Annotated in this window: 13 protein-coding genes; 4 read left to right on the top strand and 9 right to left on the bottom strand. The window is 63.2% G+C overall.

All coding sequences use genetic code 11. From position 1 onward, the window contains the following. Positions 1 to 7: 7 nt before the first annotated feature. The gene (zwf, locus tag P3T23_RS03230; RefSeq protein ID WP_429314730.1) at positions 8 to 1609 is read right to left on the bottom strand and encodes a glucose-6-phosphate dehydrogenase; all 1602 of its coding nucleotides are present in this window, start codon (positions 1607 to 1609) and stop codon (positions 8 to 10) included. On the opposite strand from zwf, the gene P3T23_RS03235 reads away from it, so the two are divergent. Continuing rightward, positions 1608 to 1736, top strand: a complete 129-nt coding sequence (locus P3T23_RS03235; RefSeq protein ID WP_429314731.1) for a hypothetical protein — start codon at positions 1608 to 1610, stop codon at positions 1734 to 1736. The genes zwf and P3T23_RS03235 overlap by 2 nt on opposite strands. A gap of 32 nt (positions 1737 to 1768) precedes the next feature. Here the strand turns inward: P3T23_RS03235 and P3T23_RS03240 are convergent, their stop codons facing one another. From P3T23_RS03240 to P3T23_RS03250, 3 genes are read right to left on the bottom strand one after another with little or no spacing between them, the layout of a single operon-like run. After that, positions 1769 to 4513, bottom strand: a complete 2745-nt coding sequence (locus tag P3T23_RS03240; RefSeq protein WP_429314732.1) for an MGH1-like glycoside hydrolase domain-containing protein — start codon at positions 4511 to 4513, stop codon at positions 1769 to 1771. Between the two features lie 58 nt (positions 4514 to 4571). Beyond that, complete coding sequence (locus P3T23_RS03245; RefSeq protein ID WP_429314733.1) at positions 4572 to 6530, bottom strand: amylo-alpha-1,6-glucosidase; 1959 nt, start codon at positions 6528 to 6530, stop codon at positions 4572 to 4574. Continuing rightward, positions 6517 to 6966, bottom strand: coding sequence for a hypothetical protein (locus P3T23_RS03250; RefSeq protein ID WP_429314734.1), 450 nt, complete (start codon positions 6964 to 6966; stop codon positions 6517 to 6519). The genes P3T23_RS03245 and P3T23_RS03250 overlap by 14 nt, the downstream gene beginning before the upstream one ends. A gap of 4 nt (positions 6967 to 6970) precedes the next feature. Between P3T23_RS03250 and P3T23_RS03255 the strand changes: the two genes are divergently transcribed. Together P3T23_RS03255 and P3T23_RS03260 are read left to right on the top strand one after the other, a co-directional pair. After that, positions 6971 to 7117: a hypothetical protein gene (locus P3T23_RS03255; RefSeq protein ID WP_429314735.1), complete on the top strand. Its 147-nt coding sequence runs from the start codon at positions 6971 to 6973 to the stop codon at positions 7115 to 7117. 63 nt (positions 7118 to 7180) lie between these two features. Then, positions 7181 to 9328, top strand: coding sequence for a phosphocholine-specific phospholipase C (locus P3T23_RS03260; protein WP_429314736.1), 2148 nt, complete (start codon positions 7181 to 7183; stop codon positions 9326 to 9328). Positions 9329 to 9389: 61 nt separating this feature from the next. Here P3T23_RS03260 and P3T23_RS03265 read toward each other — a convergent pair whose 3' ends face one another. The 4 genes from P3T23_RS03265 to P3T23_RS03280 form a co-directional block, all read right to left on the bottom strand. Continuing rightward, positions 9390 to 9920: a DUF3455 domain-containing protein gene (locus P3T23_RS03265; RefSeq protein WP_429314737.1), complete on the bottom strand. Its 531-nt coding sequence runs from the start codon at positions 9918 to 9920 to the stop codon at positions 9390 to 9392. Between the two features lie 106 nt (positions 9921 to 10026). Next, positions 10027 to 10488 carry a RidA family protein gene (locus tag P3T23_RS03270; RefSeq protein WP_429314738.1) on the bottom strand — a complete coding sequence of 154 codons (462 nt, stop codon included), beginning with the start codon at positions 10486 to 10488 and terminating at the stop codon, positions 10027 to 10029. Between the two features lie 80 nt (positions 10489 to 10568). Beyond that, on the bottom strand, positions 10569 to 11771 hold the full coding sequence (locus P3T23_RS03275; RefSeq protein WP_429314739.1) for an amidohydrolase family protein: 1203 nt from the start codon (positions 11769 to 11771) through the stop codon (positions 10569 to 10571). Between the two features lie 166 nt (positions 11772 to 11937). Continuing rightward, positions 11938 to 12258, bottom strand: coding sequence for a DUF4148 domain-containing protein (locus tag P3T23_RS03280; RefSeq protein WP_429314740.1), 321 nt, complete (start codon positions 12256 to 12258; stop codon positions 11938 to 11940). A 223-nt stretch (positions 12259 to 12481) separates the two neighbouring features. On the opposite strand from P3T23_RS03280, the gene P3T23_RS03285 reads away from it, so the two are divergent. Next, complete coding sequence (locus P3T23_RS03285) at positions 12482 to 12613, top strand: hypothetical protein (protein ID WP_429314741.1); 132 nt, start codon at positions 12482 to 12484, stop codon at positions 12611 to 12613. 50 nt (positions 12614 to 12663) lie between these two features. On the opposite strand, the gene P3T23_RS03290 is transcribed toward P3T23_RS03285, so the two are convergent. Next, on the bottom strand, positions 12664 to 13848 hold the full coding sequence (locus tag P3T23_RS03290; RefSeq protein ID WP_429314742.1) for an FUSC family protein: 1185 nt from the start codon (positions 13846 to 13848) through the stop codon (positions 12664 to 12666). Between the last annotated feature and the right edge of the window lie 345 nt (positions 13849 to 14193).

The following is a 14193-nucleotide window of genomic DNA, read 5'->3' on the forward strand; positions in this document are numbered from 1 at the left end:
TGCCGCGTTACTTTTTCTCGCGTGCGGGTGAGAGCGGGCGCCATGTGCGTCCGTCACGCGCGAGCAACTGATCGCTTTCCTCAGGGCCAGCGTTTCCGGCCGGATAACCATGCACTGGCAACGGACCGTCCTTCGGATGCAACACGTTCTCCACGGCGGCCCAGCTCGTCTCAATGCTGTCCGCTCGTTGAAAGAGCGTTTCATCGCCAAGCATGCAGTCGTACAAAAGCGTTTCGTAGCCGACGTTGGCGCCTTCCGCGAAAAAGTCGCTGTAGTTAAACGCCGACTGAACGGGACCGATCTGCATCATAGGTCCCGGCACTTTCACGTTGAAGTCGAAGCTTGTGCCATGTGTCGGGTCGATGCGCAGCGTCAATACATTCGGTGTCAGCGTATCGACCGCTGTGTCGCGAAAGAGGCGAAACGGCACCGTCTTCAAATGCACGGCGATCTCGGTGCGCCGTGCGGCCATCCGTTTGCCCGTGCGCAGGTAGAACGGCACACCGGCCCAGCGCCAGTTATCGACGAACACACGCGCTGCGGCATAGGTTTCCGTGTGGCTGTCGGCGGCGACGTCAGGTTCTTCGCGATATCCCGGGCCTGCGGGGCCTGTTTCGTACTGCCCGAATACGACATCGGCGCGCGTCAGCGGCTGAATCGCATCGAAGAGGTCAGCCTTCTTGTCGCGCACCGCTTCTGCATCGAATGAATTCGGCGGCTCCATCGCCACCATCCCGAGCAGCTGGAAGAGATGGTTGGGCACCATGTCGCGGAACGCGCCGGTCTGCTCATAGAACTTGCCGCGCCCCTCGACGCCTATCGTTTCCGACGCCGTGATCTGCACGTGGTCGAGGTATTCGCGACGCCAGAGCGGCTCGAAGAGAGCGTTGGCGAAGCGCACCGCGAGAATGCTTTGCACCGTGTCCTTGCCGAGAAAGTGATCGATACGGTAGATCTGCGATTCCTTCGCGTAGCCCAGGATGTGGGCGTTGAGATCGCGTGCCGATGCCAGGTCGGTGCCGAACGGCTTTTCGATCACGAGCCGGCGAAAGCCGCCGCCGTCCCCTTCCTTTAGCAATCCCGCCTTGCCCAGATGTTCAGAGATCGGCTTGAAAAAGCGCGCGCTTACCGCGAGGTAAAAGATTACGTTGCTGCCCGGCTTTGCGTCGATCCGCTGCTTCAGGTTCGTGAAGGTGTCGTCGGTTTCGAATTCGCCGGCCATGTATTCGAGGCGCTGAGCGATCCAGTCCCATGCTTTTTCGTCGAACTGGGCGGTGTGGAACGTGCTGGCCTTGTCGGCGGCGAATTGCTGCAGCGACTTTTTCAGATCGTCACGCCAGGCTGCCGTTTCGCGCTGACCATGATTGACGCCGATGATCTTCATGCCGGCATCGAGCAGACCGTCGACCGACAGGTTGTACAGCGCCGGCATCAGCAGGCGTTTCGTGAGATCGCCGCCCGCGCCAAAGATCACGAGCGTGCAGGGCGGCGCCGGATGTTTGCCGGCTGCCGATGGTGTGCTCGACGCAGAACCTGGGCGCACCTTGGAGTCGTTGGTCCCGCTGGTTGTGTGAGTTGCTGATTCAGGGGTGTTCGGAGTAGTCGACATGAAATCCGGTCCTGTGAGCCATGGGTCGGGCGATATAGGAAAGACCGTGCTCGCAGCCGCACAGTTCAAAACGTCGACGAAACCCGCGTGCAGGGCATGCCGCTATGTGGTGCCGGGCAGCCGTTGACGCATATTGTTCCGGTCATGCCGGCGAACCGGTCACTTTGTCGCCAGTTCCACCTCGGCTTCTCCTGCGATCGGCACGTTGCCGGACGGTCCCATCTCGCGAGGCTGCAGCAGCAGCGCAACGAGTCCGCTCCAGCCCGTTTGATGCGATGCGCCGACGCCGCGGCCGTTGTCGCCGTGAAAGTACTCATGGAACAGCACGAGATCGCGCGAACGCGGATCGGCCTCCAGCAACGGGTAAGCGCCCATGACCGGGCGCAGGCCGTTTCTGTCCTTGAGGAAAAGCGTCGTGACGCGTCTTGCAAGTTCGTCCGCGATCTCATTGAGCGAAAACTTCTGTCCTGATCCTGTCGGATACTCGACGCGGAAATCGTCGCCGTAATAGCGGTGAAATTCGTACAGCGACTCGATCAGCAGATAGTTGACCGGCATCCACACAGGGCCGCGCCAGTTCGAATTGCCGCCGAACACACGCGAATCCGATTCCGCCGGCAGGTACTTGACGCAGAAGCTTTTGCCGTCGTGCTGGAACACGAACGGTTGATCGCGATGCACACGCGAGAGCGCCCGCACGCCGTGGTCGGAAAGAAACTCGGATTCGTCGAGGACGCGCCGCAGCAGCGCTTTCATGCGGTGCCCGCGCAGCAGCGACAGCAGCAGGCTGTTGCCCTTGCCGGGTTCGTTCCAGCGCGACACCAGCCTCGCGAGATCGGGGCGATGCTCGAGGAACCAGACCAGCCGGTCGCGCAATCCCGGCAGATCGCCATGCAGACGCTGCTCGAGCACGTGCACGGCAAAGAGCGGAATCAGGCCGACGATCGACCGGATGCGCAGCGGCACATTGGTGCCGTCGGGCAGCCGCAGCTTGTCGTAGAAGAATTCGTCCAGACTGTCCCACAGACCCGTCTCGCAGCCGTCTTCGCAACTGACCGCCTCGGCGATGTACAGGAAGTGTTCGAAGAACTTCACGCCGATATCGACGAAGACGTGGTTCGTGTACGCGAGTTCGAGCGCTATGCGCATCAGGTCGAGCGCATAGGCCGCCATCCATGCGGTGCCGTCGGCCTGATCGACACGGCCGCCGGTTGGCAGCGGCGACGAGCGATCGAAAATGCCGACATTGTCCAGCCCGAGAAAACCACCCTGGAAGATGTTGTGGCCAGCGACGTCCTTGCGGTTCACCCACCACGAGAAATTCAGCAGCAGCTTGTGAAACACCAGTTCCAGGAAATCGCGATCCGCTTTGCCGGTGATGGCGCGGTCGATCTCATACACGCGCCAGGCCGCCCACGCATGAACCGGCGGATTGGCATCGCTGAAAGCCCACTCGTAGGCCGGAATTTGTCCGTTGGGGTGCTGATAGCGGTCTTTGACGAGCAGCAGCAACTGACGTTTCGCAAACGCCGGATCAATCAGCGCGAATGCCGCTGCGTGGAAGGCCAGATCCCACGACGCGTACCACGGGTATTCCCACTTGTCGGGCATCGATACGATGTCCGCGTTGCACAGATGTCGCCAGTCGGCGTTGCGGCCGTTGCGGCGGCCGGCTGGCGGCTTCGGCTGCGCCTGGTCACCGTCCATCCAGCGCTGGACGTCGAACTGGTAATACTGCTTCGACCACAGCATGCCGGCGAGCGCCCGGCGCTGGACGAGACGCGCATCCGGATCGTCCATCTCATGTTGCAGGGCCGCATAGAACTCGTCGGCTTCCGCGATGCGGCGCGCGAACAGTCCGTCGGCGTCGAGGGGCGCCGCGTCCGACGTCGACTCGGGACGCCAGCGCATCATGACCACCGCACGGCCGTGCGGCACGAGGTCGAGATGCACATGTGCGGCGGCTTTCGTGCCAGCGTCGTGCCGCACCGCGCCGGCGTCGCGATGGATCAGCCAGTCGTCGAAGCCGTCCTTGAACGGCCCGGCGCCGTCCATGCCGAACAGGCGTTTGACGTTGGTCTCGTTCTCGCAGAAGACCCAGTTCACCTCGGGCGCGTTCGTCGTGTCCTTCGAAGCCCCGGTCCACGCTGTCACGATGATCGGCTCATGGCCGTGCTGTCGCCCGACCAGATGCGGCTCGCCATGCGTGGAAGGGCTTCTTGCGAGCGAGGGCTTGTCGGTCAGGCCTTTCCACGACCACTTGTTGCGCGCCCAGATCTGCGGCAGCACGTCCAGCGAGGCGGCCTGATCGGCGCGATTCTCGATGGTGATGCGCATCAGGATGTCGTCGGCGGTGTGCTTCGCGTACTCGACCTGAACGTCGAAATAGCGCTCGTCGTCGAATACGCCGGTATCGAGCACTTCGTACTCGGGCATCTGAGCGCCACGCCGCGCGTTTTCGAGGATCAGGTCGTCGTACGGAAAGGCGCTGTGCGGGTACTTGTAGAGCATCCGCATGTACGAATGCGTAGGCGTGCCGTCGAGATAAAAGTACAGCTCCTTGACGTCCTCGCCATGATTGCCCTGCGCGTTCGTGAGACCGAACAGGCGCTCCTTGAGGATCGCATCATGGCCGTTCCACAGAGCGAGAGAGACGCACCAGCTCAGCGTGTCGTCGCCGAAACCGGCGATACCGTCCTCGCCCCAGCGATACGCCCGGCTGCGCGCATGATCGTGCGGAAAATAGTCCCAGGCCGTGCCGTTCGCGCTGTAGTCCTCGCGCACCGTGCCCCACTGGCGCTCACTGAGATAGGGGCCCCAGCGCTGCCAGCGGGCGCATTCGGGAGAGTACAGGCGGGAGCCTTCGGTGGTCTCGAGCAGATTGACGGCGCGCAGCGGTGACATACGGGTGTCCTTTTGCTTTGGCCTCGGCGGTCAGACCCACATCGTAGCGCGGTTTGCGCTACCCCTGGCTGTCGGTGGCCAGCAGTTTTTCCAGCCGCATCAACTCGCCTAGCGACCATGCCTGGAAGGGCGTGCCGCCGGGCGTGTGCGGCGCGTCGCCGTCGGCGACTTCGGACAGGTGGTCGAGGCCCGCGTGGTCGAGATGCGCGTGTAGCGGCGCCAGAAAACCCGCCTGAGCTTCGGCACGGCTGACGCCATTCATGCCGTGCACGCGCAGCCATGCCTCGACGAACGGCCCCAGCAGCCAAGGCCATACGGTGCCCTGATGATAGGCCCCATCGCGTTCGAGTGCGCCGCCGCCATAGTGTCCACGATAGGCCGGATCGGAGGGGGCCAGTGTGCGCAAACCGGGCGGGGTGAGCAGATGCGCCTGAACCTGATCGACGACCGCGCGCGCCGGCGCGCCTTCGAGCAGTGCGAACGGCAAGCCGCCGACCGCAAATATCTGGTTCGGCCGAAACGAACGATCGACCGTTCCTGCTACGTGATCGACATCGACGACATCAAATAGCGCGCCCGTCGACGGATCGATGAAGCGCGTACTGAACGAGCGCGTGGCCTCGCCTTCGATGTCGCGCCAGTGTGCATTCCATTGCGCTGCAATGCGCAATGCGTTGATCCACAGCGCCTGAACCTCGACCGGTTTGCCGATGCGCGGCGTCACAACCCAGTCGCCGGTTTTTGCATCCATCCATGTCAACTGCACCCCAGGCACGCCGGCGCTCAGCAGACCGTCAGCGTCCGCGACGATGCCAAAGCGCGTACCGCGCGCATAGCCCGTGAGAATGGCGTCCACGGTCTGTTGCAGGCGAGTGCGCGTCTCGCTCGAGGCGTGTCCCGTTGCGAGATAGTCGTGCACCGCGACGGCGAACCACAGCGACGCATCGACGGAGTTGTATTCGGGCGCGCTGCCATAGTCGGGAAAGCGGTTAGGCAGCATGCCTTCGGACAGCGTGCCGGTCCATTCGAGCAGAATCGATTCCGCATCCGCGAGACGTCCCGATGCGATCAGCAACCCGCGCATCGCGATGAACGTGTCGCGTCCCCAGTCGGTGAACCACGGATATCCGGCGACGATCGTGCGGCCCTCGTTGCGCGACACGACGTATGCGTCCGCTGAACGTTGCAGTCGCGTGCCGAACGCTGCGCGTCGTTTTTGCTCGATGTCGATGAGTTCGCCAGCGCGTTCGCCTGCGGGTTTCGCGTTTGCTGTGCCTGCGCTCAGGATCATCAGCGCGTCGTTCTTTGCGAGGTCGAACGAGAACACGCCGGGCGTGGCGAGGTCTTCGGTGAAATCGAGTCCGCGTTCGCGTTCGCGAACGTAGCAGAAGTTGCGATACCAGTCGGGGGCGTGCGTGTAGGCGCCGTTGGTCGATACGTGGATCGAAGGCAGATCGCCATACGGTTGCCAGCTAATCCGCGCGGCGTCCGGTTGTGTTTCGGAGTCTGGGATGGCGTCGAAGTTGAATGCGGGATTCTCGTGATGCAACGCGTGATAGTCGCGGCCGGACAACAAGGGCCGAACCTTCAGCGTGAAGTCGCCGTGTATTCCACTGCTTCGCTGCAGGCCCCAGCGCAACACCGTCTCGCTGCCCGCTTTCGCGACGAACACTTCGGCCGTGAGCACCGTACGAGCGTCGACCTGGAAGCGCCATGTCGGCCACGGTGTCGTATCGAAGTCCAGCAGGCTGCCGGACACATCGGGAAAAATCACATCGGGGGTGTAGTGTTGCATCGTCAGCGGATAGCGCTCGCCATCGCGCTCGAGCCAGGCTTCGATTCCATTGACGAGCACGATGCGTCCGGCCGGTGGCCGGGTGGCCGTGAGCAGCAGCGCGTGATACCGGCGCGTGCGCGCCGTGCCGACAGTGCCCGACGCAAAGCCGCCGGCGCCGTCCGCTTCGAGCCACTCGTCTTCGAGGCGGGCTGGGTCGAATGGCATTTCAACGCGCGTCATGGTTGTCATCCAGGGTGGACGTCATCGGCCGGGCAGAGTTCGATTTTATCGGGTTGGCCATCGGCGCGTTTATTTCATTATGCTTTCCTCTAACCTTCCGAAAACAAACGAAAAAAGAATATTCGCCTTCCCGCAAACGTTTCACAATTTTTTCTTCGTAAGGATGGAGACTGCGTCCCAGTAACGGGCGGCGCAATCTCCAGTGGCCCGCCATCGTCGAGTTGATTGAAGCACGGGACACGCCAATGACCGGATACGCCATCTCCTCCACGCTGACGGCCTTACTCGTTGCAACTGCAACGGTTGCGTTAACTGCCTGCGGTCCAGACGACACGGCTGCGGGCAACAACGCCGCGCAGGTCAGTTCGATCCCGGTGTCGCAGGCTGTGAGCCCTTCGGCTGCCCCTTCGCCTGCGAATTCGCTTGCCGCAAGCACGGCAGTGCCTTCCTCCGTCCTGGCCGGTCCAGCTACAGCCGCCGACGCCTCGTCCGATGGCGCCGTCACCGGTGTGCAGGCGAGCCTCGCCGCCGACAGCCGGCAGATCGCCCCCGTGATGCACTACGCGCCGGGCGAAAACAGCAACTGACAGACCAGCCGACGCGCGTGCCTGCATCGCGCTATCCTTTTCTCCAGAAGAAGGTGATAAGAAATGACCTCGAATAGCCGTCGCCGTTTCCTGCAAACTGTAGCGTCGTCTGCCGGCGCCGCTGCCGCGCTGACCGCATTTCCCGAATCGATCAGAAACGCGCTTGCCGTGCCCGCGGCGTCGCGTACCGGCACGATCCGCGATGTCGAGCACATCGTCGTGTTCATGCAGGAGAACCGCTCGTTCGACCACTACATGGGCCACCTGCGCGGCGTGCGCGGCTATAACGACCGCTTTCCGATTCCGCTGCCAGGCGGCAAGCCGGTGTGGTATCAGCCGTCGAAGGAAGATGCGACGAAGCCGGTGCTGCCGTTCCACCTGAACACACAGACGACGAGCGCGCAGTGTGTCGGCGATCTGGATCACACCTGGTACAAGACTCATGCCGCGATCGACGCGGGCCGCTACGACCAGTGGCCTGCGAACAAGACCGATATGACGATGGGCTATCACCTGCGCAGCGACATTCCTTTCCACTACGCGCTCGCCGATGCCTTCACCGTGTGCGACGCCTACTTCTGCTCGCTGCCGGGGCCGACGCACCCGAACCGCTCGTATCTGATGACCGGTATGGTCGACCCCACCGGCAAGCTGGGCGGCCCGCTGCTCGACAACAACGATTACGTCGACGGCGACGGGCCGCCGACCTGGCAGTTGCTATCGTGGACGACGTACCCGGAACGGCTGCAGGCCGCGGGCATTTCGTGGCAGATCTACCAGCAGGGCCTGACAGGTGCAGATCCGCTGAATGGCAACTACGGCACCAACATCCTGCAGAACTTCACGAACTTCATCAACGCCCAGCCAGGCTCACCCCTGTACGAACGCGCGCAGACAGTGCGCACGATCGACGACCTGAAGGCCGACGTGCTCGCCGGCAAGCTGCCGCAAGTCTCGTGGCTGTGCCCGCCGGCTGCCTATTCCGAGCATCCGAAGTACACGCCGGCGTACGGGGCGGAATATACGTCGCAGATTCTCGATGCGCTTACCGCGAACCCCGAGGTGTGGAGCAAGACGGTGCTCTTCATCATGTACGACGAGAACGACGGCTTCTTCGACCACATCGTGCCGCCGCAACCGGCGACCTCGCGCACACAGGGCCTGTCGACGGTCACCACCGACGGCGAGATCCACAACGTCGTGAATCCTGGCCGTGGCGGCAGCTACACCGACGACAACCTGCCATACGGCCTCGGGCCGCGCGTGCCGATGACGATCGTGTCGCCGTGGAGCAAGGGCGGTTTCGTGTGTTCGCAGGTGTTCGACCACACGTCGGTGATCCGCTTCATCGAAGCGCGCTTCGGCGTGCACGAGCCGAACATTACGGCGTGGCGTCGCGCGGTGTGCGGCGACCTGACTTCGGCGTTCGACTTCCGCACGCCCGACGCGCAAATCCCGCCGCTGCCGGATACCAGCAACTACAAGAGCATGGCCGACAACCAGTGCGCGACGCAGCCTGCGCAGGCCGTTCCCGCGACGCCGGGCCCGATCGATCCTCAGGAATCCGGAATCCGCTTCGCCCGTCCGTTGCCATACGAGCTGCATGCGAACGGACGCATCGACGGGAAGCAGAACAGCTTCGTGATCGAATTCGGCAATACGGGCGATCAGGGTGCGCACTTCTATGTGTACGCGACGAATCGCAACGATGGACCGTGGCGTTATACCGTCGAGGCAGGCAAGTCGTTGAAGGAGACGTTCGATCTGACGTCCACCAGCGGTATCTACGCGTTCACGGTGTACGGGCCGAATGGTTTCGTCCGGCAGTTTGCTGGCAACGCCGCGAGTCAGGCGCAGACTCAGGCGCCTGGCAGGAGCGGGCACGACAAGCCGGCGCTGCCCGAGGTCAGGGTGCACTACGACGTCGCCAACGGTAACGTGTTCCTGCGGTTCACGAATCGCGGCGAGGGTCCCGCGCGACTTTCAGTTGCCGACAATGCTTATGGTGCGCAACCGCGCCCGGTGGTCGTGCCGCCGGGAGGCCAGGCCGACGAGCCGTGGATTCTCGCGGCGAGCCATCACTGGTACGACCTCACGGTCACCAGCAACGACGACGACACCTTCGTTCGCCGGCTCGCGGGTCACGTCGAAACAGGGCGGCCGAGTATCAGCGATCCGGCAGCGGTCGCACCGGTGACTGCAACGGTCTGAACGTGGAAGCCTGAAGTGAGGTCGAGGGCACGCTTCAGAGCGGTCGCGCTCTGAGGCGGCTTTATTCGAGGAATACGTAGTCGGCGAGATAGGGGCTCCGGCCTTCCTGTCCTTCCTGCGTGCAAGGCTGAGGGGGCGCGATGCCACCGCGCGTGTTCAGGCGTTGCACGTAGCGCACCGAACCGAGCAGGCCCGGACCGCCAGCGTTCGTCGCCTGCAACAGCAGGAGCGGAATGCTGCCGGGCTCGCCCGTATTCGGGGCCTGTTGCAGCACCTTGCCGGTGATCTTGCTGCCGTCGGGGGCTTCCCAGCTCGGACCCGCATAGTGTTTGACGACGAGCTTGCCGGATCCGTCATACAGGTCGGCCTGCGGGGACTTGAATGCCCACGCCAGCTGATTGTTCTGGTCGCGTTTGCAAACGTATATCTGCACGCCCGATGCGGTGAGCGATGCAACGGTGCGCTGCGCATCGGCGGGCTTGAGCGCGGACGGAACCGCAGGGTGGTCGATCGCAGCGCAGGACGCGAGCAGCCATGTGCTGACAGCGGCAACGCGAATTGCTCCGCTACGTTTTCTGGAGTCTTGCGACATAAGTGCTCCTTGCTGAAGCATCACTGAAGCATCACGTGCGATGCATAGCGTTGACAGGCGCGTCGCGTGCAGCGGCATACGCGTCTTGTAAGGACGACTGACGCGGCTATCGTTGCAACTGAAAGATGCTGTCGATTTCGACGGGAATGCCCATCGGCAACGTGTGAACGCCGATCGCGCTGCGCGCGGGCAACCTGTCAGGGCCGAACAGCGAAAGCAGGATATCGCTTGCGCCGTTGGCAACCTTCGGATGATCGATGAACGATTTCTTTGCTCGCACGTAGACGGTCAGGCGCAGGCAACGCTCGATCTTTTCAAGTCCACACGCCTCTTGTACACACGCGAGGATCATCAACATCGTGAGTCGCGCTGCTTCCTGTGCGTCGGCAAGGGACAGGTCGTCGCCGACCCTGCCAGTCACGGGCTTGCCATCCTTGAAGGCCCCAAGCCCGGATACGAACAGTTGATCGCCGGAAGCCACGACAGTCTGGTACGAGCCGAGCGGCCCGACTGGTGCCGGGAGTTCGAGTCCGAGTTCTGCAAGCGCATCCAGAGGGTTTTTGCTCATGGCGGGAATGTCTCCTTGCCGAAAGGCGTTATCGACTCACATGTTCCGCGGGACCCGGCAAATGCCTGGCCGCAGGGTGCTCATTGGCTGGTGCCATCGCTGCCTTCGCCGTTACGCGCGACGATCCTTCCGTTGGCGACCACCAGCCTGCGTGGCGGCCGCGCGGCGACCGCATGGGCAATCGTATCCGCGTCGAGCAAAACGAGGTCAGCCCGCGCGCCTGCATGCAGCCCGTAGCGGGTGAACCCGCATCCCTGTGCCGCAGCGGCGCTGACGCAATCGAATGCGATGGCCAGATCGTCGTCGCGGCGCAGGTCGTAGCGCATGCCGACCAGCATCGCACGTTCGAGCATATCGGGCGTGCCATAAGGCGACCAGGTGTCGCGTATGCCGTCGTTTCCCGCGAAGATCGTCACGCCCTTTGCAATGCACGTCTTGAGTGGCGGCACCGGGACCGACGGCGGCGCGGTGGTCAGCAGGGACACGCGCAGGTCGGCGAGCCTCGCTAACAGTCCATCGCGTGCGCGCTCCGGCAACGCACCGAGACAGAACGCGTGGCTAACCACCACGCGGCCCTCCATGCCGAGCGCTTCGACGCGGTCCAGCAGCAGTTTCAACGTGAACGCGCCGATTTCCCCCGGTTCGTGGAGATGAATATCGATGGGCTTCTGATGCCGCTGCGCGATGTCGAATGTGACGTTCAGCGATGCGACGGGATCGCCGTCGATCAGCGCGGGGTCGAGTGCGCCGAGTACGTCAGCCCCCGCGCCCAGCGCGCGCTCGAGCAGCGTATCGGTGCCTGGGCGGATCAGCATGCCCGACTGCGGGAACGCGACGATCTGCATCTCCATGACGTCGCTCAACGTGTCGCGCGTGGCCAGCACGCCCTCGAGATGACGCAGGCCTGCCTGGGTGTCGATATCGACATGAGTACGCAGGCGCGTGGTACCTGCATGAAGAAACGCGCGTGCGAGTGCCAGGGACTGTGCGCCGGAATCGTGCGTCGTGCTCGCGCGCCAGTGGCGTTCGTTCTCGATCCGGTCGGTCAGCATGGCACCGACCTGGTTGCGATACCAGCGCATGCCCCAGTGGGTCTTGTCGAGATGCGTGTGGCCTTCGACAAAACCTGGCAGTACCAGCGCGCCGCCACCTTGTTCGTGCGCGATGCCGGGTTTGCGGGTGAGCGCCGGGCCGATCGCCTCGACGTGGCCATCGGCGATCGATATGTCCACGCGGGCGCCGTCGGGCAGTCGCACGTCGGTGATCAAAAGACTTTGCTTCATGCGGACTCCGGGCGTGTATCGCGACCCTCGCGCGCGGTGCGCGGGCCACGCCAGTCACGATACACCGGCAGCAAGCGGACGAAGGCAGAGTTGATGACACGCCTCGTGGCCAATGCGACGTAAAGGCGGGCGCGTTGGCCGTCACGCGCCCGCTCGAACCATACTTTTACTGGCTCGCGGCCTGGCCGATTCCCGCTTTCTTCTGCGCGTTCTGCAGATTGGTCGGGTAGTTCGGATCGTTTTGCGACGGGTTGTAGCCCGCAGCTTCCAGCTTTTTCAGCTCGGCATTCTTCTTCGCACGGGCCTGTTTGCGCGCGGCCTTGCGCTCCGCCTTGGTCGGCTTCGCCGCTGACGCAGGCGCGACAGCGTTAGTGTCGCCGCCAGCGGATGCTCCGCTGCTTTGCGCGATTGCAGGAGCGATCGCCCCGAAGGTCAACGCGGCGGATGCCAGCACGATAGCCATTTTCTTTGCAGGTAAGAGCGTCATCTTTCTTCTCCAGTTGACTGTCGATATTCAACGGCAAGGCCAGAAGCGGCGTGTATGCGGCGATAGCCGTCGTTTCCCCTTATGCATCGCTGCCTTGTTGCATTGACAACGAAGGCCATGGACGGGAACCTCGAATGTATATGAGCGGATGAGTTTTTGCATAAATCATGCACACGACGCGAGAGAGGTTTTGTAAAAGCGGCGTTCCCCGGGTCGCTCTGCAATGAGTCCAGATCCGCGCCTGCAAGAACTACGGGCCCAGGACGGCTGGGTGTGGGACGAGATCGGGACGGGACACGACGCGATGATCAGCGCGCCCGGCGCGCTGGCAGACATGTTGCTGAAGCTCGCCTGACTGTGCGCATCGCAAGTGGCCGTGGCGCGCAATGCCGGCACCCGGTGGTATCAGTGGCCGGTGCCGCCCTGCGACAGGACCGGAAGCGGCTTGCTGGTCGCGACCATCACGGCTGCCAGAACGAGGATTCCGGTCAGGATGCCGGATAACCGCATCAGCGCAGGTACCGGGTTGGCCGACCAGTGATGGTCCTGCACGAAAACCATGATGAATGCGATCGTGAACTGGCGTCCGATATAGGTTGCACCCTGCTGGCCCGTCTGGACATGACATCCCGCCCACACGCCCAGCGCGAGCGCGGGCACGCACAGGACCACCTGTCCCTGCATCAGCGGAAGCAGCGCTACACCGATCACGCCGGCCAGCAGGCAGCCCGCGAAGCGGTGAACCATTCTTTCGAAGATCGGCCGTCGGGCCCGGCTGACGAGCATGGCGGCCGGCAGGATCAGCACGGCGACCGTCGTCACCATCGCCTGTGCGAAGCCGGGAAGATGCAGAACATAAGTCAGGGCGGCGAGGACGGCAATCGCCAGCCCGCCCTGCATGCCGAGCAGCATTCGTGCCGGGCGCGATGATTGGGGAGCAGGAGGAGCTGGAGCCAGGGCGACAGCGGCTGGCGAGAACGTTTCGCCGGGCGCATCGGCCGACGCCGGAGCCGCTGCCGGCGCGCGCCTTCGGTACCAGAGTTGTCCGACGTGAAACGCGCCCGATACCATCACGCAGGCAAGCGTTCCGACGACCACCTCGGCGACCCGCAAGATGGCAAAAGCGGCAGTCGATTTGAGCGACGCAAGTTCATGCGCTTCGTACGTCACCATGAGCGCCGTTGCCGCACCCAGAATCCAGGTATAAGAAAATCTGGACCCGTTGGCCCGATATATCGCGATACCGCCGATGAGACCCAGCACCGGCACGAAGAGCCACGGTCGGTCGCCGATCCAGGGGCCCGCCATCGTGCCCAGCCATGCCCCCAATACCGTGCCGAGGATGCGGTGCAAGGCACGCTTTACGGAGTCGGGGAAACTCGTCTGCATGACCGCGAAGCCGCTGATCGCCGCCCACCAGGTGTTCGTCAGATGCAACGCATTGGCGAGTACAACCGATAGTGCAACCGAAAGCATGGCTTCCGTGCCGAACGTCGCGCGCGCCGGGGAGGTTTTCCAGGCCGTCAGTTCACGGCCGAGCGCCGAAGCGGCCTCCCGGCAGATTTGGGCAAGTGTGCGCAAGGGTGTCATGCGCGTGTCCCCATCGGCGCATAGACGAGCCTCGCGTCCTGCGCGTGGACGCACAAGGCGTCCGGCGGGTGCAGAGGAGGATCGTTCGTGTCCACAGGTTCGCCGGGTGCAGGAACGGCTTGAGACGCGTCTCGCGCAGTCTGCCCGTCTGGACGCTTTTCCGCAATTCCTCACGAATGCCTGCATGCAGACAACGCGCGCCAGACTGCGAGGGCGCGCGCATTGCTCCCCTTGGCAAGTGTGGCGAAGAACGAAGAGATTGCTCCGAAAGGCTTTGGAAAGAGCCGATTGTCGTCCAGAATATTCAGAGGGAATCGCGATGTATCTTCGCTGCGTTCATCGACA

The sequence above is a fragment of the Paraburkholderia sp. GAS448 genome (assembly GCF_050435685.1).
In the GTDB taxonomy this organism is placed as follows: domain Bacteria; phylum Pseudomonadota; class Gammaproteobacteria; order Burkholderiales; family Burkholderiaceae; genus Paraburkholderia.

Coding starts and splice junctions, on each gene's coding strand:
- P3T23_RS03285 (WP_429314741.1), top strand. CDS start 12,482: ATGAGTCCAGATCCGCGCCTGCAAGAACTACGGGCCCAGGACGGCTGG.
- P3T23_RS03265 (WP_429314737.1), bottom strand. CDS start 9,920: ATGTCGCAAGACTCCAGAAAACGTAGCGGAGCAATTCGCGTTGCCGCT.
- P3T23_RS03275 (WP_429314739.1), bottom strand. CDS start 11,771: ATGAAGCAAAGTCTTTTGATCACCGACGTGCGACTGCCCGACGGCGCC.
- P3T23_RS03270 (WP_429314738.1), bottom strand. CDS start 10,488: ATGAGCAAAAACCCTCTGGATGCGCTTGCAGAACTCGGACTCGAACTC.
- zwf (WP_429314730.1), bottom strand. CDS start 1,609: ATGTCGACTACTCCGAACACCCCTGAATCAGCAACTCACACAACCAGC.
- P3T23_RS03290 (WP_429314742.1), bottom strand. CDS start 13,848: ATGACACCCTTGCGCACACTTGCCCAAATCTGCCGGGAGGCCGCTTCG.
- P3T23_RS03260 (WP_429314736.1), top strand. CDS start 7,181: ATGACCTCGAATAGCCGTCGCCGTTTCCTGCAAACTGTAGCGTCGTCT.
- P3T23_RS03245 (WP_429314733.1), bottom strand. CDS start 6,530: ATGACGCGCGTTGAAATGCCATTCGACCCAGCCCGCCTCGAAGACGAG.
- P3T23_RS03240 (WP_429314732.1), bottom strand. CDS start 4,513: ATGTCACCGCTGCGCGCCGTCAATCTGCTCGAGACCACCGAAGGCTCC.
- P3T23_RS03235 (WP_429314731.1), top strand. CDS start 1,608: ATGAAATCCGGTCCTGTGAGCCATGGGTCGGGCGATATAGGAAAGACC.
- P3T23_RS03280 (WP_429314740.1), bottom strand. CDS start 12,258: ATGACGCTCTTACCTGCAAAGAAAATGGCTATCGTGCTGGCATCCGCC.